18 protein-coding genes and 1 tRNA gene are annotated in these 24,235 nt (G+C 66.8%); 8 read left to right on the forward strand and 11 right to left on the reverse strand.

The window, feature by feature from the left end; all coding sequences use genetic code 11:
• The first annotated feature begins 52 nt into the window (after positions 1-52).
• Entirely contained in the window at positions 53-730 is a 678-nt protein-coding gene (locus tag AC5Y30_RS24760) for an MBL fold metallo-hydrolase (RefSeq protein WP_499921816.1), read from the forward strand.
• Positions 731-737: 7 nt separating this feature from the next.
• Here the strand turns inward: AC5Y30_RS24760 and AC5Y30_RS24765 are convergent, their stop codons facing one another.
• A complete protein-coding gene (locus AC5Y30_RS24765; protein ID WP_499921818.1) occupies positions 738-1,181 on the reverse strand; it encodes a universal stress protein in 444 nt (147 codons plus the stop codon).
• A 282-nt stretch (positions 1,182-1,463) separates the two neighbouring features.
• Between AC5Y30_RS24765 and AC5Y30_RS24770 the strand changes: the two genes are divergently transcribed.
• Complete coding sequence (locus tag AC5Y30_RS24770) at positions 1,464-3,050, forward strand: mannosyltransferase (RefSeq protein ID WP_499921820.1); 1,587 nt, start codon at positions 1,464-1,466, stop codon at positions 3,048-3,050.
• A gap of 34 nt (positions 3,051-3,084) precedes the next feature.
• Here the strand turns inward: AC5Y30_RS24770 and AC5Y30_RS24775 are convergent, their stop codons facing one another.
• The 3 genes from AC5Y30_RS24775 to AC5Y30_RS24785 all read right to left on the reverse strand — a co-directional run bounded on the left by AC5Y30_RS24775 (position 3,085) and on the right by AC5Y30_RS24785 (position 8,784).
• Positions 3,085-4,503: an MFS transporter gene (locus AC5Y30_RS24775; RefSeq protein ID WP_499921822.1), complete on the reverse strand. Its 1,419-nt coding sequence runs from the start codon at positions 4,501-4,503 to the stop codon at positions 3,085-3,087.
• 57 nt (positions 4,504-4,560) lie between these two features.
• A complete protein-coding gene (uvrB, locus tag AC5Y30_RS24780) occupies positions 4,561-6,720 on the reverse strand; it encodes an excinuclease ABC subunit UvrB (RefSeq protein ID WP_499921824.1) in 2,160 nt (719 codons plus the stop codon).
• 87 nt (positions 6,721-6,807) lie between these two features.
• Positions 6,808-8,784: a serine/threonine-protein kinase gene (locus AC5Y30_RS24785; protein ID WP_499921846.1), complete on the reverse strand. Its 1,977-nt coding sequence runs from the start codon at positions 8,782-8,784 to the stop codon at positions 6,808-6,810.
• 415 nt (positions 8,785-9,199) lie between these two features.
• On the opposite strand from AC5Y30_RS24785, the gene AC5Y30_RS24790 reads away from it, so the two are divergent.
• The 3 genes from AC5Y30_RS24790 (at position 9,200) to AC5Y30_RS24800 (ending at position 12,930) form a co-directional block, all read left to right on the forward strand.
• Positions 9,200-11,926: an ATP-binding cassette domain-containing protein gene (locus AC5Y30_RS24790; protein ID WP_499921848.1), complete on the forward strand. Its 2,727-nt coding sequence runs from the start codon at positions 9,200-9,202 to the stop codon at positions 11,924-11,926.
• A 96-nt stretch (positions 11,927-12,022) separates the two neighbouring features.
• Complete coding sequence (locus AC5Y30_RS24795) at positions 12,023-12,463, forward strand: ribonuclease FAU-1 family protein (RefSeq protein WP_499921826.1); 441 nt, start codon at positions 12,023-12,025, stop codon at positions 12,461-12,463.
• 62 nt (positions 12,464-12,525) lie between these two features.
• The gene (locus AC5Y30_RS24800) at positions 12,526-12,930 is read left to right on the forward strand and encodes a hypothetical protein (RefSeq protein WP_499921828.1); all 405 of its coding nucleotides are present in this window, start codon (positions 12,526-12,528) and stop codon (positions 12,928-12,930) included.
• Position 12,931: 1 nt separating this feature from the next.
• On the opposite strand, the gene coaE is transcribed toward AC5Y30_RS24800, so the two are convergent.
• The 4 genes from coaE to polA all read right to left on the reverse strand — a co-directional run bounded on the left by coaE (position 12,932) and on the right by polA (position 18,894).
• Positions 12,932-14,146 carry a dephospho-CoA kinase gene (gene coaE / locus AC5Y30_RS24805; protein ID WP_499921830.1) on the reverse strand — a complete coding sequence of 405 codons (1,215 nt, stop codon included), beginning with the start codon at positions 14,144-14,146 and terminating at the stop codon, positions 12,932-12,934.
• Between the two features lie 18 nt (positions 14,147-14,164).
• Positions 14,165-15,601, reverse strand: coding sequence for a 30S ribosomal protein S1 (rpsA, locus tag AC5Y30_RS24810; protein WP_499921832.1), 1,437 nt, complete (start codon positions 15,599-15,601; stop codon positions 14,165-14,167).
• A 156-nt stretch (positions 15,602-15,757) separates the two neighbouring features.
• On the reverse strand, positions 15,758-16,204 hold the full coding sequence (locus AC5Y30_RS24815; protein ID WP_499921834.1) for a DMT family transporter: 447 nt from the start codon (positions 16,202-16,204) through the stop codon (positions 15,758-15,760).
• A 29-nt stretch (positions 16,205-16,233) separates the two neighbouring features.
• Positions 16,234-18,894, reverse strand: a complete 2,661-nt coding sequence (gene polA / locus AC5Y30_RS24820) for a DNA polymerase I (RefSeq protein WP_499921850.1) — start codon at positions 18,892-18,894, stop codon at positions 16,234-16,236.
• A gap of 164 nt (positions 18,895-19,058) precedes the next feature.
• Between polA and AC5Y30_RS24825 the strand changes: the two genes are divergently transcribed.
• Both AC5Y30_RS24825 and AC5Y30_RS24830 read left to right on the forward strand, forming a co-directional pair.
• A complete protein-coding gene (locus tag AC5Y30_RS24825) occupies positions 19,059-19,502 on the forward strand; it encodes a Zn-ribbon domain-containing OB-fold protein (RefSeq protein ID WP_499921836.1) in 444 nt (147 codons plus the stop codon).
• Positions 19,499-20,701 (forward strand): lipid-transfer protein, encoded by a 1,203-nt coding sequence (locus AC5Y30_RS24830; protein WP_499921838.1) that lies wholly within the window; start codon positions 19,499-19,501, stop codon positions 20,699-20,701. The genes AC5Y30_RS24825 and AC5Y30_RS24830 overlap by 4 nt, the downstream gene beginning before the upstream one ends.
• A gap of 96 nt (positions 20,702-20,797) precedes the next feature.
• Here the strand turns inward: AC5Y30_RS24830 and AC5Y30_RS24835 are convergent, their stop codons facing one another.
• The gene (locus AC5Y30_RS24835) at positions 20,798-21,415 is read right to left on the reverse strand and encodes an ANTAR domain-containing response regulator (RefSeq protein ID WP_064952729.1); all 618 of its coding nucleotides are present in this window, start codon (positions 21,413-21,415) and stop codon (positions 20,798-20,800) included.
• Between the two features lie 110 nt (positions 21,416-21,525).
• Between AC5Y30_RS24835 and AC5Y30_RS24840 the strand changes: the two genes are divergently transcribed.
• Positions 21,526-21,599, forward strand: a tRNA-Leu gene (locus tag AC5Y30_RS24840).
• 1,191 nt (positions 21,600-22,790) lie between these two features.
• Here AC5Y30_RS24840 and AC5Y30_RS24845 read toward each other — a convergent pair.
• Positions 22,791-23,465, reverse strand: a complete 675-nt coding sequence (locus AC5Y30_RS24845; protein WP_499921840.1) for a methyltransferase family protein — start codon at positions 23,463-23,465, stop codon at positions 22,791-22,793.
• Positions 23,466-23,479: 14 nt separating this feature from the next.
• A partial coding sequence (locus AC5Y30_RS24850; RefSeq protein WP_499921842.1) for an acyl carrier protein occupies positions 23,480-24,235 on the reverse strand: 756 nt, incomplete at its 5' end.

Here is a 24,235-nt window from a genome sequence, read left to right on the forward strand (position 1 = left end):
CATGCTATGTGCCCACACCGACAAGCGAGTTTTGACCAGTAGCGTGACCGGTATGACTGCAGTGGACGACAACTACACCGGACACGTTGAGCCCGGTACCGCGGCCCGCCGGACCCTACCCGGCGCCACGATCCTAAAGGTCTCGGTGGGCCCCATGGACAACAACGCCTATCTGGTCACGTGTTCCGCTACCGGCGAAAGTCTGCTGATCGACGCCGCCAACGACGCGGACGTGCTGCTCGATCTGATCCAGCAGCACGCGCCGAAGCTGTCCCTGATCGTGACCAGCCACCAGCATTTCGACCACTGGCAGGCGCTGGAGGCGGTGGCGGCCGCCACCGGGGCGCCGACCGCGGCCAACGAGATCGACGCGGAGCCGCTGCCGGTCAAGCCGGATCGTTTGCTGGCGGGCGGTGACACCGTGCGCCTCGGCCAGCTGACGTTCGACGTCATCCACCTGCGCGGGCACACCCCGGGCTCGATCGCGCTGGCGCTCGACGGGCCCGCGACCGGCGGGGTCACGCAGCTGTTCACCGGCGACTGCCTGTTCCCCGGCGGCGTCGGGAAGACGTGGCAGCCGGGTGATTTCAGCCAGCTGATCGAGGACGTCTCCGCCCGGGTGTTCGACGTGTATGACGACTCAACCGTCATCTACCCCGGCCACGGCGACGACACGGCGCTGGGCGCCGAGCGCCCCCACCTGAGCGAATGGCGCGAGCGGGGCTGGTAGCGCGGTGCTACGTGGTGGTGTGCACGATCAACACGTCGGTCTTGGCCCGACGCGAGACGTTGGCCGGCACCGATCCCAGCAGCCGACCGGCGATCGTGCTCAAGCCGACGTTGCCGACCACGAGTAGATCGGCCTGCTCCTCCTCGGCGAGCTGCACCAGCGCATCGACCGGCGCCCCGACAACGGGTCGCTCGTCGATGTTCTTCGCGCCTGCGGCGTGGGCACGGTCCTTGGCGTCGCGCAGAATCGCGTAAATGGGTGCGGTGCCCGAAACCTTGTAGCTTTCCTCCCGCAGGGCGTCGGCCGCCCGGGCGTCCTCATGTTGGGGCAGATATGCCGACGCCACGATCAGCTTGGCGTCCTCTCCGGCGATCTGCGCCGCCTTCTCCACAGCGCGCATCGACGAGTCCGAGCCATCGGTTCCTACCACCACAGTCCGATAGGCGCCCATTTACCCTCCCAGTTTCGGTTGGTCAGCCAACCCAAGACAGTAGCGCGTTTGCTCGATACAGAGGAGACAGATCAACGACACGACGCGGCGTGGCGCGTCCGCAATTTGCGGGTTTTGGCTGCGGCAACGGAGGATATCGACAATGGCAGAACATTCACCTGCACGCGCCCGGCGTGGAAGGCATTGCATTACGCCGCTTTTCGTGAATCAACACCCGCATAGCGAATGCGCCGGACGCTTTGTGACCGACTGCATGACCAGCGACTTAAAGTAACAAGCATCATGTCCATGCCCACCGTCGAGCCCACTTTGCAACCGCGTGCCGGGGCTGTTGGCTCCCAACCGGTGTGCGGGCCTGCGCGCGGCAGATTGCTCGATCCCTGGGCGAACGCGCTGTTCGCCACCGTCGTCAGCGCCGCCTGGGCCTGCCGGCCGTCGCTCTGGTTCGACGAGGGCGCGACGATATCGGCTGCGGCCAGCCGGACGCTGCCAGAGCTGTGGCGGTTGCTGGGCCACATCGACGCCGTCCATGGCGCCTACTACCTGCTGATGCACGGTTGGTTCGCCATCTTCCCGCCCACCGAGTTCTGGTCGCGCGTTCCGAGCGCGTTGGCAGTCGGGGTCGCCGCGGCCGGCGTCGTGGTGTTGACCAGGCAGTTCACCCCCAGCCGCGGTACCGCGGTGTGCGCCGGAGTCGTCTTCGCGATCCTGCCGCGCATCACGTGGGCGGGCATCGAGGCCCGCTCGTATGCGATGTCGGTGGCCGCGGCGATCTGGCTGACGGTCCTGTTCGTCGCCGCGGTGCGGCGGCGCCGGCCCTGGCTGTGGGTCGGCTACGCCGTGGCGCTGATGGCGTCGATTCTGCTGAGCCTCAACCTGATCCTGCTCGTCCTCGTCTACGCGGCGATGCTGCCGCTGGTGGCCGCCAAAGGATCCCGCAGGTTTCCAACGATCTGGTGGGCGGCCAGCACGGCCGTCGCGCTGGGTGCGATGACGCCGTTCATCCTGTTCGCGCACGGGCAGGCGTTCCAGGTCAATTGGCTTTTCCCGGTCAGCTGGCACTACGCCTTCGACATCACCCAACGCCAATACTTCGACCACAGCGTTCCGTTCGCGGTGCTCAGTGCGGTCATCATGGTGGCCGCGGTCGCCGCTCGACTGGCCGGCGCGCCCGCCCCGCCGGGCGACATAGCTCGCCTGCTGACCAGCTGCATCGCGTGGGTGGTATTGCCCACCGCCGCCGTCGTCATCTACTCGGCGGTCGGCGAGCCGATGTACTTCCCCCGCTACCTGATCCTGACCACGCCGGCGATGGCCGTTGTGCTGGCGATCTGCATCGTCACCGTCGGGCGCCGGGGGTGGCTGATCGCCGGTCTTGTCGCGCTTTTCGTCGCCGCGGCCGTCCCCGACTACCTGTTCGTCCAGCGCTGGCCGTACGCCAAGGAGGGGTGGGACTACAGCCAGGTCGCCGATCTGATCAGCTCGCACGCCGCCCCAGGCGATTGCCTGATGGTCGACAACACCGTGCCGTGGCGGCCCGGCCCGATTCGCGCGCTGTTGGCCACCCGGCCGGCGGCCTTCCGGTCGCTGATCGACGTCGAGCGCGGCGCGTACGGCCCCAAGGTCGGGTCGCTGTGGGACGGGCACGTCGCCGTGTGGCTGACGACCGCCAAAATCAACAAATGCCCGGCGATCTGGACCATCACCAATAAGGACAACTCGCTGCCCGACCATCAAGCCGGGCGATCGCTGCCGCCCGGAAACGCGTTCGGGCGCGCTCCGGCGTACCGATTCCCGGGCTATCTCGGCTTCCGCATCGTCGAGCGATGGCAATTCCACTACTCGCAGGTTGTGAAGTCCACGCGGTGATTTGCCACGCGGCCGGCACAGCGCGGGACTGAGCTCAGCCTCCGGCGCCGACCGGCTGGGCCTGCCGGGTGGCGCGCGTCGCGGCATAGGACACGGCCACACCGGCCGCGCTCAACGCGGTGAACACCGTGAACAGCAGGTGCGCCGCCATCTGGTCCCCGCCCGTGGCGGTGTTGACGACAACACCGGCCAAACCGGCGCCGATCGCCGCGGAGGTCAGCTGGACGGTGTTGATCGCCGCGGATGCGGCCCCGCCTTCGACCGGGTCCGCGACGGACGCCATCGCGCGGGCCGACAGGTGCGGCCAGGCCATCCCGATCCCGATGCCGGCGACGAGCAGGGCGACCGCCCACAGCGCGGCGGTCCAGCCGGAGTCGTCGCCGTGCCGCGCCACGGCACCCAGCCCCAGTCCCGCCGCCACCACCAGCGGCGCCACGAGGACCACCCGCCCGATGGTCCGCGGGTGCTCCAGCGAGGCGCTGACGATCTCGCTGACCGTCCAGCCCACCGCGAGCGCCGCCCCCAGGAACCCGGCCGCGATCGGCGTCAGGTGCGCCAACCGCTGTCCGAACAACGGCACGTAGGTGGTCACCATCGCCGCGCCCATCAGCACGCCCATAGTGAGGTAGATCCACTTCAGGGGGCCGGAAGTGAACACGCTGGGCGGCAGGATGGCCGCGTGCATGCGCCAGTCGACGACCACGAACACGCCGACCAGGCCGACGCCGGCCGCGAGCAGCCCATACGTCGCGGCGGCGTTGTGCGGAATCTGCGCGACGCTGACGGCCAGCGCGGCCAGCCCGATGATCAGCAGCGACCACACCGGGACTCTCATCTTGGGGACGCCGCTCGGCGGGCTGACGCGGGCCAACGCCACCGGGACCAGCAGAGCCATCAGGCCGGTCAGGACGGCCATCGCGACAAACGCCCACCGCCAGATGCCGAACTGCGCGAACAGGCCGCCCGTGGTGGGGCCGACCACCGTCGCGACCCCCCACATCGCCGACACCAGCGCGGAGCCGCGAGTCCACAACCAGCGGGGTAGGGCGGAGTTGATGACCGCATAACCCAGGCCGGCCAGCAATCCCCCGGCCACCCCCTGCATGGCCCGGCCAGCAATCAACACATGCATGGTCGGAGCGGCAGCGCAAACGAGGCTGGCGACGCCGAATACGACGAGCCCCAGCAGATATGACGCGCGCGCACCGACGCGCAGCAGCATCGGATTGACCATCGTGGCCGCGACCACCGAGCCGACGAGATACAGGGTGGTCACCCACGCGTAGAGCCGGCTGCCGCCGATTTCTGCGATGGTGTTGGGCAACAAGCTGGTGGTCAGGAACTCGTTGGTGGCGTACAGCGCTACCCCGCCGGCCAGCAGTACGGAGGTCCTCAGATACCTCGCGCCCAGCAGCTCACGCCAGCCTCCGGTAATGGTCGCCGCGTCGGTCACTCTTCTACCGTATGGGCTTTCGCGGCGGCAAGAGCGGGAGATATGTTGCCAGCAAACTCATTTCAAGCCGGCGGCGTCCATCCCCCGCAGTTCCTTCTTCAGGTCCGCGATCTCGTCACGGAACCGCGCCGCCAGCTCGAACTGCAGGTCACGGGCCGCGGCCATCATCTGGGCGGTGAGGTCCTTGATCAGGTCGGCCAGTTCGGCGCGCGGCATGCTGGCCGTATCGCGGCCCTCGAACACCCCGGCGCTGACCGCGCGACCCGGCTCGCCCTGCGCGCGGCGGCCGCGGGATGCATTGCGCCCCGACCCGCCGATCTCCACCGTCTCGCTGTCGTCGGCCTCGCGGTAGACCTGGTCGAGGATGTCGGCGATCTTCTTGCGCAGCGGTTGCGGGTCGATGCCGTGTTCCTCGTTGTACGCGACCTGCTTCGCCCGCCGCCGTTCGGTCTCGTCGATGGCCTCCTTCATCGAATCGGTGATGGTGTCGGCGTACATGTGCACCTCGCCGGAGACGTTGCGGGCGGCGCGGCCGATGGTCTGGATCAGGCTGCGCGACGAGCGCAGGAAGCCCTCCTTGTCCGCGTCCAGGATCGCCACCAGCGACACTTCGGGCAGGTCCAGGCCCTCGCGCAGCAGGTTGATGCCGACCAGCACGTCGTACTCGCCCAGCCGCAGCTGGCGCAGCAGCTCCACCCGGCGCAGCGTGTCGACCTCGGAGTGCAGATAGCGCACCCGAATGCCCATCTCGAGCAGGTAGTCGGTGAGGTCCTCGGCCATCTTCTTGGTCAGCGTCGTGACCAGGACCCTTTCGTCGGCCTCGGTGCGCTTCCGGATCTCGCCGATCAGGTCGTCGATCTGCCCCCTCGTCGGCTTGACCACCACCTTCGGGTCCACCAGGCCGGTGGGCCGGATCACCTGTTCGACGAACTCGCCGGCGGACTGACTGAGCTCGTAGGGGCCCGGGGTGGCCGACAGGTACACGGTCTGCCCGATCCGGTCGGCGAACTCCTCCCAGGTCAGCGGGCGGTTATCGCACGCCGACGGCAACCGGAATCCGTATTCGACCAGGTTGCGTTTGCGCGACATGTCGCCCTCGTACATGCCGCCGATCTGCGGCACGGTGACGTGGGATTCGTCGATGACCAGCAGGAAGTCTTCCGGGAAGTAATCCAGCAGGGTCGCCGGCGGCGAGCCTGGACCCCGGCCGTCGATGTGCCGGGAGTAGTTCTCGATGCCCGAGCAGAACCCGACCTGGCGCATCATCTCGATGTCGTAGTTGGTGCGCATCCGCAACCGCTGCGCCTCGAGCAGCTTGCCCTGCCCCTCCAACTCGGCGAGCCGTTCGGCCAGCTCCGCTTCGATCGTCGAGATCGCCGTCGCCATCCGCTCCGGGCCGGCGACGTAGTGGGTGGCCGGGAAGATCCGCAGCGAATCGACCTGGCGGATCACGTCGCCCGTCAGAGGGTGCAGGTAGTACAGCGCCTCGATCTCGTCGCCGAAGAACTCGATGCGCACCGCCAGCTCTTCATAGGACGGGATGATCTCGACAGTGTCGCCGCGCACCCGGAAGGAGCCGCGGGTGAACGACAGGTCGTTGCGGGTGTACTGGACGTCGACCAGCAGCCGCAGCAGCGCATCCCGCGGCACCTCGGCGCCCACCCGCACCTCGACTGAGCGGTCCAGGTACGACTGCGGTGTGCCCAGGCCGTAGATGCACGACACGGACGCCACCACGACCACGTCCCGGCGCGACAGCAGCGACGACGTCGCTGAATGCCGTAGCCGCTCGACGTCGTCGTTGATCGAGCTGTCCTTCTCGATGTAGGTGTCGGTCTGCGCGATGTACGCCTCGGGCTGGTAGTAGTCGTAGTACGAGACGAAGTATTCAACCGCGTTGTGCGGCAACATTTCTCGCAGCTCGTTGGCCAGCTGGGCGGCCAGCGTCTTGTTGGGCGCCATCACCAGGGTGGGCCGCTGCAGTCGCTCGATGAGCCACGCGGTGGTGGCCGACTTCCCGGTACCGGTAGCGCCGAGCAGCACGACATCGCGCTCCCCCGCCTTGATCCGGCGTTCCAGCTCCTCGATGGCGGCCGGCTGGTCCCCGGCGGGATCGTGCGGGCTGACGACCTCGAAGTCGCCGCCGACGCGCACGACGTCGTCGACAGCGCGATACTCCGAATGCGCTACTACGGGGTGCTCCGTGGCGAATGCCATGGCACCAGGGTAGAACCGATCACCGACAAGTGTCGGCGAGCTGGTCGCGGTAGCGGATTCGGGGCTCGCCTGGTGGTACCCGGGAAACTACCCCGCCGGCCGCGTCCAGGTCCGGGTGATCGGATCGCATTGCAGCAGGTAGCCGTCGCTGGACGTGCTCATGGCGAACACCGGCGTGCCCGGCCGGTCACACGAGCTGCCGGCGGCGTGCGCCCCCATCGTGATCGGCGCCTTGGCCCAGCTGCTGCCCTCGCAGACGATCTCCTCGCTGTTGGTCGGGTCGTAGGCGACCTTGCCGACGTCGCCGCACGGCCCGCCGAGCACCGGCGGCGCCGGGGCGGATGCGGTGGTCGAGGCATTGATCGCCTGGTTGGGGTCGCTCAACGTGACCTTGGCGGGCGTCTGGCCGGTCCGGGTGGCCACCACGGGCACCCGCACCACCGCCCCCTGGGCGCCGCACTCATTGCTCAGCACGGTCTCGGTCAAGGTGCCGCGCAGCGTGCCGTCGGCCTGCGGCGCCAGCGACCACCCGATGGTTTCCTGCTGAGTGGCCGCGACCGGGCCATTGGGCGGGGTGCAGCCCACCCGCCGCTGGGTCGGAGTGCCCTGCCAGTAGCCGCCGACGAAGCGCAGGGTGTCGCTCTGCCCGCCGTCGGTGGTGTCGACGAGTTGGTGGGTGGCGTCGTCCAGCTGGGTGCCGGTGGCCGCACATCCGTCGGTTGTGCATACCGACCGGAAGGCCCACCAGCTGGTGGCGGCCCCGGCGTGCCGGACCGAGACGCCGTTGGTGGTGCGCTTGGTCTGGTCGTAGTCCAGCCGGTAAGTCCCGTTGAGCACCGGTCCGCGCACCGGCCCGCCGGGACCGGGTGCGGCGCTCGGGGCCGGGACGGAGGGTTTCGACGCGAGCGCGGGGTTGGCCGGGCGCGTGTCGGGCTGCACGGAGTAGAGGATCGACCAGGTCGCCGCGACGGCGATGAGCACCGCGCACACCAGCGCGGCCGCCCACCGGGTCTTCGACGAAAACCGTTGGGCCAGGCCGACGACGGCGCCGCCGGGCCCGCGCCGGCGATGCGGTGACGAGACGGCGGCGCGGGCCCCGGCCCCGCCGCCGAGTTCGGCGCCGTCATCTAGTGATTCGCGGACGGCGGTGGCGAACGCGCGGCAGCGCTCGAACCGCTCTTCGGGCCGTTTGGCGAGGGCCCGAAGAAACACCTCGTCGAGCGCCGCCAGCTCGGGCCGGAAATCGCTGAGCCGCGGCGGATCCCCGTGCAGGTGCTGACTGATCACCGCGATCGGGTTCGAATGCTGAAACGGAGGTGCTCCGGTGAGAAGATGGAAAGCCGTTGCGGCCAAAGCATATTGGTCTGCCCGGCCGTCGATGGGAGAACCCGTCAGCTGCTCGGGCGCGGCATACGCCACCGTGCCCACCGCGACGTTGGTTTCGGTGATCCCGCTGATGTCCCCGAGGTGACGTGCCACACCGAAGTCCGCCAACAGGATTCGACGCTCTCCCTCTTCGGGATGGGTGAGCAGGATGTTGGCGGGCTTGACGTCGCGATGCAGCAGGCCGCGATCGTGCGCGTAGTCCAGCGCGCCCGCGACCGCTTGCACGATGGCGCACACCTCGCGGATCGGCATCCCCTCCGCGTAGTTCTCCTTGACCAGCCGCGAGGCATCGGTGCCCTCGACGTAGTCCATCGAAATCCACAGATGCCCGTTGAATTCGCCCCGGTCGTGCACACCGACGATGTGGGGGTGCCACAGCGTCGCCGCGAGATCGGCCTCCCGATTGAATCTGTCGCGGAACTCGGGGTCGGCGGTCACCGCCTCGGCGAGCACCTTGATCACGTCACGGCGGGGCAGCCTGGGATGCAGCGCGAGATAGACCTCGGCCATTCCGCCGGCGCCAAGCTGCCGCAGAATGGTGTAGCCGGCGAACGACGCGCCGTTAGATACCGCCAGGCGCGCCGCAGAGGACTCGTTTTTCTGTTGTGCCACCACGGGTTCCGCGTTCGGTGCCGAATCGACGCGCGGTATGCGGCGGAACAGCTGACCGATGGGCATGGCCGGCAACGAGTGAAAACCGGCGCGCAACGCCCCACCGGCTTGTCGCGGATTGCTCAGCAGCTGCCGCCCGGCGCCGATGCGCCGGGTGGTCCCCTTGTGCTCGTTCGTCAATGCCTTGCCCCCTCGTGTCCCGGCACCGCCCGGGTGTCGCCGCGTGTGATGCGGATCGCACACCACGGGCTGCGCATCGCGATTGGGCCCTCTATTCCGTCTTGCAGTCTGCCGATACGACACTGTGCTCGGCACGCACGGACACAATCGAAGATTGCAGCCTCCCGATCGAATAATGCCGCACAGCAGTGGGCGATTCGTCGCAGCAGGCTATGAATGCGCTATGAGTCGCGGCGCAGAAACAAAGCGAAGTCACAGCCGGGTCCAATACAGAGCACTGTCAACTCGGGCCGATACTTGAATAGTGACAAGACCCGCCCCGCCCATCCTGACAATTCGGCATGACGGGTCCCAACGATCCTTCGCGGCCGGCCACGAGGTGGTCGTCGGTCGCGACGTGCAGGCCGATGTGCGCATCGTCGATCCGCGCATCTCGCGCGCGCATCTGATCCTGCGGTTCGATCAAGGCCGTTGGCTGGCAATCGACAACGGCTCGCTGAACGGGACCTACCTCAACGGCTACCGGATGCCGGTGGTCGATATCCATGACGGCCAAAGCCTCCACGTCGGAAACCCCCACGGTCCGCGCCTGACCTTCGCGATCGGACCGCAGACCGGCCATGCCGGCCTGCCGCCCCGCACGCGGCCAAGCCACGACTCCGGCCCGCCGACCCTGGCCTGGTCGGCGCTGGCTGAGCAAACCAATCCGACGCGGCCGCCGCAGCGCCCGCAGGCGCGGCAGGGCGGCCCGGACAGGAGCCCGGCGCGCACCGGTGGGCAGGGTGCGCCGTCGCGCCCCGTGCCACCCCGGCAGCCGGCGGGACCCCCGAATGCCCCGCCGCGACAGGCGCCACCGCCCCGCGTGCCGCCCGGAGGCCCGCCACCCGAGGAACTGACCGTCATCGACCCAAGCTCGCCGGCAAGGTTGCACGTCACACCGCCCGGCGCGGGCGAGGTCAAGGCACCGCCGCGGCCGTCCGCCACACCTGCGGCGGAATTCACCGTGATCGACACCAAGACGGCCGACGTGTCAAACCTGGCGACACGTTTTGTGAAATTGCTCTCGCCGCGCGCGTCGTCGGCCGCCGGCACGGCAGGCGCGATGACGATCGGCCGCGCCCCCGAGAACGACATCGTGGTCTCCGATGTCCTGGCGTCACGCCAGCACGCCAGCTTGGTGCCCACCCAATTGGGCACCGAGATCCGGGACAACAGCGTCAACGGAACGTTCGTCAACGGCACCCGGGTCGGGTCCGCCATCCTGTCCGAGGACGACATCGTCACCATCGGCAACGTCGACCTGGTGTTCCGCGACGGCACCCTGACCGAACACACCAGCGCCGCCGCCCGCACCGGCGGACTCGAGGTGCGCAACGTCAAGTACGTCGTCGACGACGGCAAACAACTGCTGGACGACATCTCGCTGACCGCGCGCCCCGGCACGCTGACCGCCGTGATCGGCGGCTCGGGCGCCGGAAAGAGCACCCTGGCCCGGCTCATCGCCGGTTACACCACACCGACCTCGGGCTCAGTCGCCTTCGAGGGCCACGACATTCACGCCGAGTACGCATCCCTGCGCAGCAGGATCGGCATGGTCCCGCAGGACGACGTGGTGCATCGCCAGCTGACCATCAACCAGGCGCTGGGCTATGCCGCAGAGCTGCGGCTGCCACCGGACACCAGCAAAGCCGACCGCGCCAAGGTCGTCGCCCAGGTGCTCGACGAACTCGACCTGACCAAGCATGCCGATACCCGCGTGGAGAAGCTGTCCGGGGGACAGCGCAAACGCGCCTCGGTGGCGCTCGAGCTGCTGACCGGGCCGTCATTGCTGATCCTCGACGAGCCGACGTCGGGTCTGGATCCCGCCCTGGATTTGCAGGTCATGACGATGCTGCGCCAGTTGGCCGATGCCGGTCGGGTCGTGCTGGTGGTGACGCACTCGCTGTCCTACCTCGACGTGTGTGACCAGGTATTGCTCATGGCTCCCGGCGGCAAGACCGCCTACTGCGGCGCGCCCGACCAGATCGGTGGGGCGATGGGCACCACCAACTGGGCGAAGATCTTCACCCAGGTCGGCGCCGACCCCGACGAAGCCAACCGCCGCTTCCTGGAACAGAACGAGGCGCAAAAGCGGCCCCAGAGGCACCTGCCGGACAAGACCGACGAGCCGAGCGGCCTCGGTGAACCGGTTCACACCAGCGTGCGGCGCCAGATCTCCACCATCGCCCGCCGGCAGGTCCGCCTGGTGATCGCCGACCGCGCCTATTTCGTCTTCCTCGCGTTGCTGCCCTTCATCCTCGGCTCGCTGTCGCTGACGGTGCCGGGCAACAACGGCTTTCATATCCCCGCACCGAATGCGGGCACACCCGACGAAGCCGCCCAGATACTGGCATTGCTGATGCCGGCGGCGGCATTCATGGGCACCGCCTTGACAATTCGCGATCTGGTCGGCGAACGCCCCATCTTCCAGCGCGAGCAGGCGGTCGGGTTGTCGACCACCGCCTACCTGCTCGCCAAGACCGCGGTGTTCTGCGGTTTCGCGATACTGCAGTCGGCGATCGTCACGGCAATCGTGGTGATCGGCAAGAGCGCCCCGACGCGCGGCGGGGTGTTGTTCGGCCACTCGACCGTCGGGGCCACCTTCGAGCTGTTCGCCACCGTCGCGGCCACGTGTGTCGCCTCGGCCATTCTCGGACTGGCGATTTCGTCGTTGGTGCGCTCCAGCGAGCAGATCATGCCCCTGTTCGTGGTGACGGTGATGGCCCAGCTGGTGCTGTGCGGCGGGATGGTGCCGGTGACCGGCCGGCTCGGCTTGAACCAGTTGTCCTGGGCGATGCCGGCGCGCTGGGGCTATGCCGCGGCATCCTCGACGGTGGATCTGCGCCACCTGGTGCCCGATTCGCTGCTGTCCCAGGATCGGTTCTGGCAACACGCGCCGAAGATCTGGCTGCTCGACATGGGCATGCTGGCCGCCTTGTCGCTGTTCTACGCCGGCTTCGTGCGATGGAAGATTCGGTTGCGCCGGTGAGGGATCGCGCAGCGGCGGTAGGGTGACATCATTCACCCGCCGAAGCACGAGACGTTCGATCTTTCGGCCCGCACGAACACCGATCCCAAGGGCATCGTGCGGACCGTCGACGAGTATGCGGTGCACCCGTGGGGCCTCTACGTCGCCCGCCCCACTCCCGGTCGCGCCCAGTTCCATTACCTCGAGTCGTGGCTGCTGCCGTCGTTAGGCTTGCGCGCCACCGTGTTTCACTTCAATCCCGGGCATGAACGCGACCATGACTACTACCTGGACGTGGGCGAATACCTGCCCGGCCCCACGTCCTGGCACTCCGAGGATCACTATCTGGACATCGAGGTGCGCACCGGCGCCAGAGCCGACCTCACCGATGTCGACGAGCTGCTGGACGCCGTCCGCCACGGCCTGCTGACCCCCGAGGCCGCCGAGCAGGCGGTGCGACGCGCCGTGGCCGCCGTGGATGGGTTGGCGGCCAACGGCTATGACCTGTCGCGGTGGCTGGCACACCACGGCATGCAGCTAACCTGGCGGGTGCGGTAGCCGCCGACGGCCCGATGGCCAGCCTGGTGAACCGTGCTACGTCGGGCGTAATCTCAGCTCCTATGAGCTGCACAGCCCGCGGTCTGCTGCCGATCGCCGCCGTATCCGTTATCGCCGTGTTGAATCCGGTAACGGCACGGGCGGATCTGCACAACATCACCTATCGAGCCAGGATCGACGGCGTCACGACGGGGAGTCAGGCCACCTTCGTCATCAACGGCGGTCAGACGAACACGGCCGGGCTGAGCTCGATGCCCGGCAACGCATTCGAAGCCGACACGGTGTTGCCCGATCCACAGCTGGCCGGCATGCGCGTGGTGGTGCGCTTCCCGTACTCGGCGAACGTGCACTGCGAGATCGACGTGGACGACAACGTTTTCGTCCAATCCGACCAATTGGTCAGGCCGGTGGCCGGCAGTGCGGACCCGATGAACGGGACGCTGCAGTGCGGGGCACCGTTGCCCTAGCCTAGGGTTTCCAGCCCGTCGAGTCGGCCCACTCCCAGGCCCGGCGGTAGGCGTCGAGGAACCACGGCTCCTTCGCCTCGACGTAACCCGCGATGTCTCCGCCACCGGACCTTTCGGCGGTGCGCTTGACGTTCAGATAGTCTGCGCGGGCCTCCGGGTTGGCCGTCAACCAGTCCACGAACAGCAGGGCGAACTGTTGATTGGGCCAGCCGCCCACCCGGATGTGCACATTGGTGGGTCGACCGGGATCCGCTGCGGCGTGAATCCGCTTGAGCCACAGCGCCGGATCGCTCGTGTGGTCATAACGCTCGACGGTGCTGCGGGCGTCGTCCTTTGCCACGTCCTCGGTGATGTGCTCCAGGCGCGGGTACCCGGCGGACAGCAACGGCTCGACGAGTTCGTCTGCGACGGCGAGGGATTCCACGGTGATCTGGACGTCGATGACGTCCTTGGCGGCGAGCTCCGGCACGGCGGTCGAGCCGATGTGGTCGACCCGCAGCGCACGATGACCGCAGCTGGTCCGCAAGCGATTCACGATTCGTTGCGCCTGGTCCGGCCAACTCGAATCGGGCGGCACCAATCTGGCCGGAGCCCGGGCGATCTGGTGGGCGCTCAGGTTGTGTGCGAACGGAAGGATGCGGTTGTTCCACACGTCGTGGGCCCGCTGCACCAACTGCTCGGTGCTGCCGGAGTTGTCCAGCCAGATATCGGCGACCGCGCGGCGCTGCTCGTCGCTGGCCTGCGCGGCGATCCGGGCGCGGGCGTCGTCCTCGGGCATGCCGCGCTGGTCGACCAGGCGCCGCAGCCGCACCTCGACGTCGGCGTACACGATGACGACGAGCGGAAACAGCGGCGCCATGCCGGACTCGACCAGCAGCGGAATGTCCTCGACGACAACCGAATCCTCGGGCACCGAGGCGATGATCTCCGAACGGCGATTGCCCACCAGCGGGTGGACAATCCCGTTCAGCGTCTTGCGGGCCTCGTCGTCGCGAAACGCCTTGGCGGCCAACGCCGGTCGATCCAGCGATCCGTCCGGCAGCAGGATGTCATCACCGAACGCCTCGACGAGCGCCGCCAGCCCTTCGGTGCCCGGCCGCACCACCTCTCGGGCGATGACGTCCCCGTCGACAATGACTGCGCCGCACTGCGCAAAGGTGGACGACAGCGCCGACTTGCCGGCGCCGATGCCACCGGTCAACCCGATGCGCAGCATGGCGTGGTCAGGAAAGCGTCACGCGTTGCCGGCGAGTTTCTCCCGCAGAGCGGCCAATTGCGCATCGCTGGCCAGCGATCCGCCCGCCTTCTCCGGAGGAGCACCGTTGCCCGGGGACTGCTCGGCGGGCCCGGCGGCCTCGGCGGCGGCGAACTTCTCCATCTGCGTGGTGTGCATCTTGTGCCGGCGCTCGGCCTCGGCGTAGCGGGCTTCCCACTCGTTGCGCTGCTTCTCGAATCCCTCGAGCCATTCGTTGGTCTCGGAGTCGAAGCCTTCGGGGAAGATGTAGTTGCCCTGCTCGTCGTAGCTGTCGGCCATGCCGTACTTCGCCGGGTCGAACTCCTCGGTGTAATCCTCGTTGGCCTGCTTGAGCGACAACGAGATTCGGCGGCGCTCCAGGTCGATGTCGATCACCTTGACCATCGCGTCGTCGCCGACGGCGACCACCTGGTCGGGAACCTCGACGTGGCGCTCGGCCAGCTCGGAGATGTGCACCAGACCTTCGATGCCCTCCTCGACCCGCACGAACGCACCGAACGGAACCAGCTTGGTGACCTTGCCGGGCACGATCTGGCCGATGGCGTGGGTGCGGGCGAAGTGGCGCCACGGGTCTTCCTGAGTCGCCTTGAGCGACAACGAAACCCGCTCGCGATCCATGTCGACGTCGAGCACCTCCACGGTGACCTCGTCGCCGACCTGGACCACCTCGGACGGGTGGTCGATGTGCTTCCAACTCAGCTCGGAGACGTGCACCAGACCGTCCACCCCGCCGAGGTCGACGAAAGCGCCGAAGTTGACGATGGAGGACACGACACCCTTGCGGATGGCGCCCTTCTGCAGCTGGTTGAGGAACTCGCTGCGCACCTCGGACTGGGTCTGCTCCAGCCAGGCGCGCCGCGACAGCACCACGTTGTTGCGGTTCTTGTCCAGCTCGATGATCTTGGCCTCGATCTCCTTGCCGATGTACGGCTGCAGGTCGCGCACCCGGCGCATCTCCACCAGCGAGGCGGGCAGGAAGCCGCGCAACCCGATGTCGAGGATCAGGCCACCCTTGACCACCTCGATGACGGTGCCCTTGACGGCCTCGTCCTTCTCCTTGAGCGCCTCGATGGTGCCCCAGGCGCGCTCGTACTGTGCGCGCTTCTTGGACAGAATCAGGCGGCCCTCTTTGTCCTCCTTGGTGAGGACCAGGGCTTCGACCTCATCACCGACGGAAACGACCTCATTGGGGTCGACATCGTGCTTGATGGAGAGTTCGCGGGCGGGGATGACCCCTTCGGTCTTGTAGCCGATATCGAGGAGCACCTCGTCCCGGTCCACTTTGACGATCGTGCCCTCGACGATGTCGCCATCGTTGAAGTATTTGATCGTTTTGTCTATTGCGGCGAGAAAGTCCTCGCTCGAGCCAATGTCGTTGACGGCTACTTGCGGCGAGGTGACGGCGGGACTCGGCATGTTGTTGGGTTGCTCCGGACAGGTTTGGTCGTAGGGACAATTGGGATTTACCTGTCGAGGCTACTCGACTGGGCACATGCTGGCCAAACTCGGCCGCTCATACCTCGGCAAGTCTGACGCGGACACGACGTGCGGCAAGTTCGGACGAGCCACCAGTCAGAACTTGGCGATCAGCACTACGCCGCACACCATGAGCACGCCGCCGAGGGCCCTGGGCAGCGTGATCGGATGAGGATCGAGCCTCAACCAGCCAAAATGGTCGATCACCAGCGACATGACGAGGGCTGACGTGACGGTGATGCCCATGAAAGTGCCGGCCCCGACCCGGTTGACCAGGGTCAGGCCGGCATAGACCTGGACGGCGCCGACCAGGCCACCGACCACGGCCCACCAGGGCATCGACGCGACATCCCTGGCGGTGGGCAGCGGTTTCGGCATCAACGCGAACGCGGCGATGAAGAAAACGGTGATCACCGCGAATGAGACCGCAGACGCCAGCCACGGGTTGATCAGGTGCTTGTAGAGCTGGCCGTTCATGGCGGCTCCGCACGTCTGCAGCGCGCCGCCCAGGACGATGAAAGGAACGATCCAGCCTGCGTTCATGACACTCCCTGGTTCGGCGCGCTAGTCGTCTAATGCGCCGCAGCGTCCCAGCTGCGGCCGTAACCCACCGAGACCTCCAGCGGGACATCCAGCGGATAGGCGCTGCCCATCTTGTCGCGTACCAACGCCTCCAGCTGTTCCCGCTCGCCCGACGCGACCTCGAACAGCAACTCGTCGTGCACCTGCAACAGGATCCGGGACGCCAGCCCGGCATCCTTGATCGCCCTGTCCACTTCGAGCATCGCCACCTTGATGATGTCGGCCGCGCTGCCCTGAATCGGCGCGTTGAGCGCCGCGCGCTCGGCCGCTTCGCGCACCTGACGGTTACTGCTGTCGAGTTCGGGCAGGTAGCGCCGGCGGCCGAAGACCGTTGACGTGTAACCGTCCTTGCGGGCCTGCTCCACGACCTGCATCAGGTAGTCGCGCACTCCCCCGAATCGGGCGAAGTATTGCTCCATCTGGTCTTTGGCTTCCTCGGTGGAGATCTTCAGCTGGGCGGAAAGGCCGTACGCGCTCAATCCGTAGGCCAGGCCGTAGGACATCGCCTTGACCCGGCGGCGCAGCTCGGCGGTGACCTCTTCGATCGGGACGCCGAATGCCCGCGAAGCCACGAAGGAGTGCAGGTCCTCGCCGGTGTTGAACGCCTCGATGAGGCCTTCGTCCTTGGAGAGGTGGGCCATGATGCGCATCTCGATCTGGCTGTAGTCGGCCGTCATCAGCTCGCCGTAGCCGTCGCCGACGACGAACGCGTCGCGAATCCGCCGCCCCGCCTCGGTGCGGATAGGAATGTTCTGCAGATTCGGCTCGGTCGACGACAATCTGCCCGTCGCGGCGATGGTTTGGTTGAACGTGGTGTGGATGCGCCCGTCCGAGGCGACCGAATTCAGCAACCCGTCGACGGTGACTTTGAGCCGGGTGGCATCGCGGTGGGTGAGCAGATGCTGCAGGAAAGGATGGCCGGTCTTGTCGAAAAGCGATTGCAGCGCATCCGCGTCGGTGGTGTAGCCGGTCTTGGTGCGCTTGGTCTTCGGCATCTCCAGCTCGTCGAAGAGCACCGCCTGCAGCTGTTTTGGCGAGCCCAGGTTGATCTGTTTGCCGATCACCGCATACGCCGCCTCGGCCGCGTCGCGGATCTGGTGGGCGAAATCGCTCTGCAGCTCGCTCAGCAGATCCAAATCGACTGCGATACCGGCGTTTTCCATGCCGGCCAGCACCGACTGCACCGGCAGCTCCATGCCGCTCAACAACGAGGTGGAGTTGATGCGCGCCAGCTCCTCGTCGAGCGCGTCGGCCAGGTCCAGCACCGCCACCGCGCGCAGGATCAGCGTCTGCACGGCCTGGTCGTCGGTGCCCTCGTTATCGTCGAGCAGCGAAAGTTGTTGCTGTTCAGGGTTTTCGGCGCGAAGTTCGCGGCGCAGGTAGCGCAGCGAAAGGTCATCGAGGGAGAAGCTGCGCTGCCCGGGGCGCACCAGGTAGGCCGCGAGCGCGGTGTCGGACGTGACGCCTGCCAGCGTCCAGCCCCGCCCGGCCAGGTCGTGCATCGCCAGCTTGGCTTCGTGCAGCGCCTTGGGCGGTCCGGGGTCGGCCAGCCAAGACGCCAGCGCCGCTTCGTCTTCGGGATCCAGCTCGGAAGTGTCGATGTAGCGGCCCTCGCCGTCGGCGGAGACGATGGCCAGGGCGGTCGCGTCGGCGTCGTAGGCCAGGTGGGTGCCGACGACGGCCAGGCCGAACCGCTTACCCGAGCTGTGCTCGGCCAGCCACACGGCCAGCTCGCCGGCTTCCAGCGCGCCGCCGCGCACGTCGAAGCCCTCGTCGACCTCGGGCTCCACCGCGGCGAGGGTCTCGAACAACCGGTCGCGCAATACCCGGAACTCCAGGTCGTCGAAGAGCCGGTGAATCTGGTCGCGATCCCACGGTTGCAGCCGCAACGTGTCCGGGGTTTGGGCCAGCGGCACGTCTTTGACGAGATCGGTCAGCTCGCGGTTGCGGATGACGCTGGCCAGATGTGCGCGCAGCGCGTCGCCCACCTTTCCGCGCACCGAGTCGACGTTGTCCACCAGCCCCTGCAGCGACCCGTATTCGCCGATCCATTTGGAGGCGGTCTTCTCCCCCACGCCCGGAATGCCCGGCAGGTTGTCGCTGGGATCGCCACGCAGGGCGGCGAAATCGGGATACTGCCGAGGCGTCAGCCCGTACTTCTCGACGACGGCGTCCGGGGTGAACCGGGTCAACTCGCTGACCCCCTTACGGGGATACAGCACCGTCACGTTGTCGCTGACCAGCTGCAACGAGTCGCGGTCGCCGGTGACGACCAGCACCCGGTAGCCCTCGTTCTCGGCCTGCGTGGCCAGGGTGGCGATCAGGTCGTCGGCCTCGAACCCCTCCTCGGCGAGCACGGTGATGCCCAACGCCGCGAGGACTTCCTTGGTGATGTCGATCTGGCCGCGAAACTCGTCGGGCGTCGCCGAGCGGTTGGCCTTGTACTCCGGGTAGCGCTCGGAGCGGAAAGTCTGGCGGGACACGTCGAAGGCCGCGGCGATATGCGTCGGGGCTTCGTCGCGGAGCAGGTTGATCAGCATCGCGGTGAAGCCGTAGACCGCATTGGTGGTGAGCCCGCCACGGGTTTTGAAGTTCTCGGCGGGCAGCGCATAGAACGCCCGAAACGCCAGCGAGTTGCCGTCCAGCAGCATCAGCGTCGGCGCGGTTTGTTCCTCGCTGGCCTTCGTGGTGGTTTTGGTGGCGGGCACGCGTCTCACTCTAAGCACCCGGTGTGACGGGCTGGGCGCCCCAACCGCGCCACCGGGAGAACTGCAACACGTTTCAGTTTTGGGTGTGCGCTGGGTAGTCTGGCCCAGTGCCCGAGGTCACCACTCATGAACCCGCGATCGACGGGTGGTTCGCCACCGATGACGCCGGAAATCCCCATTTGATCGGCAGCAAGTGCCCCGAGTGCGGCACCTACGTTTTCCCGCCGCGGGAGAACAACTGCCCCAACCCGGCGTGCGCCAGCGATGCCCTAGAGCCCGTCGCGTTGTCGACCCGGGGCACGTTGTGGAGCTACACCGAGAATCGTTATCCCCCACCGGCGCCCTACCCGGCGGCGGACCCGTTCGAGCCGTTCGCCATCGCCGCGGTGGAACTGGCCGGCGAGGGAATCATCGTGCTGGGCAAGGTGGTCGAGGGCACGCTGGCGGCGGATCTGAAGGTCGGCATGGAGATGGAGCTGACCACGATGCCGCTGTTCACCGACGACGACGGCGTCGAACGCCTCGTGCACGCGTGGAAGGTGGCCTCATGAGCGCTCCGGAACCGCTCTACATCCTCGGCGCCGGAATGCATCCCTGGGGCAAATGGGGCCGCGACTTCACCGAATACGGGGTGGTCGCCGCGCGGGCCGCGCTGGCCGAGGCCGGGCTGGACTGGCAGCAGATCCAGTTGGTCGCGGGCGCCGACACCATCCGGAACGGCTACCCGGGCTTCATCGCCGGGTCGACGTTCGCCCAGAAGCTCGGCTGGAACGGTGTGCCGGTCAGCTCGAGCTACGCCGCCTGCGCCAGCGGTTCCCAGGCGCTGCAGAGCGCCCGCGCCCACATCCTGGCCGGCTTCTGCGACGTCGCTCTGGTCATCGGCGCCGACACCACACCCAAGGGCGCCTTCGCGCCGGTCGGCGGCGAACGCAAAAACGACCCCGACTGGCAGCGCTTCCACCTCATCGGGGCGATGAATCCGGTGTACTTCGCGTTGCTCGCGCGCCGGCGGATGGACCTCTACGGCGCGACGTCCGAGGACTTCGCCGCGGTGAAGGTGAAGAACTCCCAGCACGGCCTGCAGAACCCGAATGCCCGCTACCGCAAGGAATCTTCGGTCGAGGACGTGCTGGCAAGTCCGGTGGTCTCCGACCCGCTGCGGCAGCTCGACATCTGCGCCACGTCCGATGGCGCCGCGGCGCTGATCGTCGCCAGCGCCGAGTTCGCCCGCAAGCACCTCGGCTCGCTCGAGGGCGTGCCGTCGGTGCGTGCGGTCAGCACCGTCACCCCCCGCTACCCGCAGCATCTGCCCGAATTGCCGGACATCGCAACGGATTCCACCGCCGCCGTGGCCGCACCGGAGCGGGTGTTCAAGGACCAGATCCTCGATGCGGCCTACGCCGAGGCGGGCATCGGGCCCGAAGACGTGAGCCTGGCCGAGGTCTACGACCTGTCCACCGCGCTGGAACTCGACTGGTACGAGCACCTGGGGCTGTGCCCCAAGGGCGAAGCGGAGGAGCTGCTGCGCAGCGGCGCCACCACCATCGGCGGCCGGGTGCCGGTCAACCCGTCGGGCGGGCTGGCGTGCTTCGGCGAGGCGATTCCCGCCCAGGCGATCGCTCAGGTCTGCGAGCTGACCTGGCAGCTGCGTGGCCAGGCGACCGGCCGGCAGGTGGAGAACGCCACCGTCGGGGTGACCGCCAACCAGGGGCTGTTCGGGCACGGCTCGTCGGTGATCGTCGCGCGCTAGGGTTTACCGCCGCTGGCGGCCTTCACTGTGCAACCACGGCGGCTGGCGTCGGCGTGTCGTCGCCACCAGCGCACATCGGACGCCGTGGGTGCACAGTCAGGCGTCTTTGGACGGATCCAATGTCTCGAGGACGACTTCGGCCACCCGCTTCATCGTGGTCCTGCGGTCCATCGCGGCCCGTTGAATCCACTTGAAGGCCTCGGGCTCCGTCATGCCCTGTTCGCTCTGCAGCAGCCCTTTCGCGCGCTCCACGAGCTTGCGGGTCTCCAGTCGGTCGGACAGCGAGGCCACCTCGCGTTCGAGTTCGGCGATCTCGCTGAAGCGGCTGACGGCCAATTCGATGGCCGGGATGAGGTCGCTGATGGTGAACGGCTTCACCAGATAGGCCATCGCGCCGGCGTCCCGCGCCCGCTCCACCAAGTCGCGTTGGCTGAAGGCGGTCAACACCACAATCGGGGCGATGCGCTTGCTGGCTATCTCCGAGGCCGCGTCGATGCCGTCGCGGCGCGGCATCTTCACATCCATGATCACCAGATCCGGCTGATGGCGCTCGGCCAGTTCGACGGCTTCCTGCCCGTCGCCGGCCTCGCCCACGATCTCGTAACCCTCCTCCCGGAGCATCTCGGCGAGATCCATTCGGATGAGCGCTTCGTCTTCAGCGATCAGGACCCGGCGCGGCACAGCGGCGTCGGTGTCGGTCGTGGGGCCTGTCATGACAAATATTGTGTCGTGACCGCCTCAGACCAGCGACCTCGGGGGCGGTGAGACTGGCGGGCACTCCTGATCCTCTATGGTGGGAGGCTGCCTCTAAGGTAAGAGGCCGCGCCCTCGTATCCCAACTGGCAGAGGAAACGGATTCAAAACCCGTACAGTGTGAGTTCGAATCTCACCGAGGGCACTCGGCGACTCGTAAGACCGATATACGACTTGATACGGCTTTGTTTGCGCGCCACCGGGGCCGCGCTCAACTCCCCCGCGCTCCGGCTCTAAGACGGCGGCGGTGGCACGACGGGGCGGCACACATTGGCCCCTGGGTCCCACCAGTTGCCCGGACCGCAATCCTGCGGCGGCGGCGCCCCCAACGGCTGACAAGCATTAGCTCCCGGGTTCCACCAGTTCCCCGGGCCGCAATCTTGCGGCGGCGGCGCCCCCAACGGCTGACACGCATTGGCTCCCGGGTTCCACCAGTTACCCGGGCCGCAATCTTGCGGCGGCGGCGCCCCCAACGGCTGACAAGCATTGGCTCCCGGGTTCCACCAGTTCCCCGGACCGCAGTCTGGGGGTTGAGCCGAGCTCATCCCCGGAGACACCGCAACCACGTACGTCATCGGCGCTATTGCCATCATGGCGGCGCCCGCCATGTGGCGAATAAGCTTGCTCATCAAAGGACCTCCCATCAGGAACCTGTAGCTCTAAAGATTGACCTTGGCCCTGACTTTTAAACGGTCGATTCGCTTTGCGCCGCGCTCACCGAATGCGAGGTATGCAGATTCCATGCGGGAGCGATTTCACCCACGAGAAATTCAGTCTCACTCATGGAAGTGAAAACTTGTCGGCGAAAAGCGTCCAGGGCCCGATGCGGCCTAGCGCCCTCCCTCTTGAGATGTGACCAGCCACATCGCTTTTGAGAGCACAGCGATGACACACGCTATGTCAGCAGACGCGTCGCCGCCGGCAGTCGGCGTTCGTCAAGCTAATGACGAACGAATTCATCCGCCGTCAGAGGCCAGTTGCCGGGCCAAGAACGTGGGGGGCAAGGTCTATCGTTATGCAGCCCGACGACCCCAGCATCACACCGGTCAGGACCGCGGCCACTGCAATAGCTTTCAGTATCTTTTCCATCGATCACACCTTTCTACTGGTGAGATGACCGGCGGAAAATTTACTGCCGTCGGTTAGCTGATGTTAGCGGGATATTTCGACATGTGTGCAATATTGCGTAAACCGCTGGAGCCGCTCTGTCGAACTCGAAGCAGGCGACAATGCAGCCCGCCGGCGAGCGTAGTGATCAGCCGTAAATCAGGCACCGCGTGTGATCCTGATTTGCCGCGAGGAGCGTAGAGCTGATCCACAACGTTGGGAAATAGGGTCACCACATACACGGCACGAGGCGGTAGCGAACCTTTTCGGTGTATTCGCGGTATCCGTCCAATTCGCCTCTGAGAAGCTGTTCTTCGTCCCGAATGCGCAGGGCGAGCATGATCACGCCCGTTATGACGAAGACCAGTCCCCAGTAGGAACCGAGCGCCAACGGGACGCCGACCATCATGATGACGTTGCCGGAATACATGGGGTGCCGCACCAGCCCATAGAGACCGGTAGACGTCAGCTTTTGGTCTGCTTCGACGCGGATTGTGGCCGCCGCATAACTGTTTTGAATGACCACAAGCATCACCACACTGAGGCCGACGGCTACCAGGACATCGCCGACCAAGCAGGTTGCGGTTGGTACCGCCGACCAACCAAAGCGATGGTCAAGGGCGCTGAGCACAACCGTTGCGGCGAGCGACAAGTACCAGCCGACGATGATGATCTTCTGCGCACTTCGAGTCTCTGCTGTCGGCCCGCCACGCGTGCGCCTCTGAAGCACGGTGGGGTTGGTACGCAGCAGGAAGATGCCGAGCGTCCATGTCGAAAGGGAAGATACCGTGAGAAAAACCCACGCTTGCCAGTAGTGGAGTGTGCCGGCAGTCCCAAACACAATCAGGCCGAACACGACCGGGTCAATCAGCCCGGATACCAACCTTTTAAGAAGGGATTTCACCGACTCTCCTGAATTCACCGCAGGAAATTCTCTTTGCTGGCATGTTTGCTCGCCTGTTCGCTCAGCCGTCGAACCGATGGCGCTTCGAAGAGCGTGGTCACGGGGAGTTCGATGTTCAGGGCCGTATTGATCGCGGCGATTGCTCGCATGGCCGACAGCGAGTCCCCACCCAGGTCGAAGAATGACTCGTCGACTCCGACGCGGCCCACGCCCAGCACTTGGACGAAGATGTCGGCCAGAAGTTCATCGACCAGGGTGGTCGGAGCGGGGCTATCACTGCCACCGATGACATGACGTTTCGGCGACGGCTCCGCTGTGGTCGCGGGTTGGGTCAGCACCGCCCCGCTGCCCCAACTACGACCGTTTCCATCAGTTGGATTCAGCGACATGAGCGGGAGCGCCGGGTCAGCGGTCATGGCGGCCAACATCCGCGTAAATCGCTCCACCACCGCCTCGATCTCGGTGATGGCGAAAAGATCGGTGCGGTACTGAACCCTCAGGTTGAGTTCACGGCCAGGCCCAGCCTGGATCGTCAGGGGGTAGTGATAACAGTCGTGGATGTTGAGCTCGCTTGCGGTCAACCCGTCGGCCCCCACCAAGGCTGCGGCCTCGGTCGGGTAGTTCTCGTAGACGAAAACGGTGTCGAACAGTTGTCCGTGGCCGGTGATGCGGTGGATCTCGTTGAGCGCCAGGTGTTGGTGCTCAACGGTTTTGGCGTGTGCATGCTGCAGTTGGTCGAGCAGGTCGGTAGTGGTGGTTGTCGGCGTGAT

Source organism: Mycobacterium sp. NGS27 (assembly GCF_059813005.1).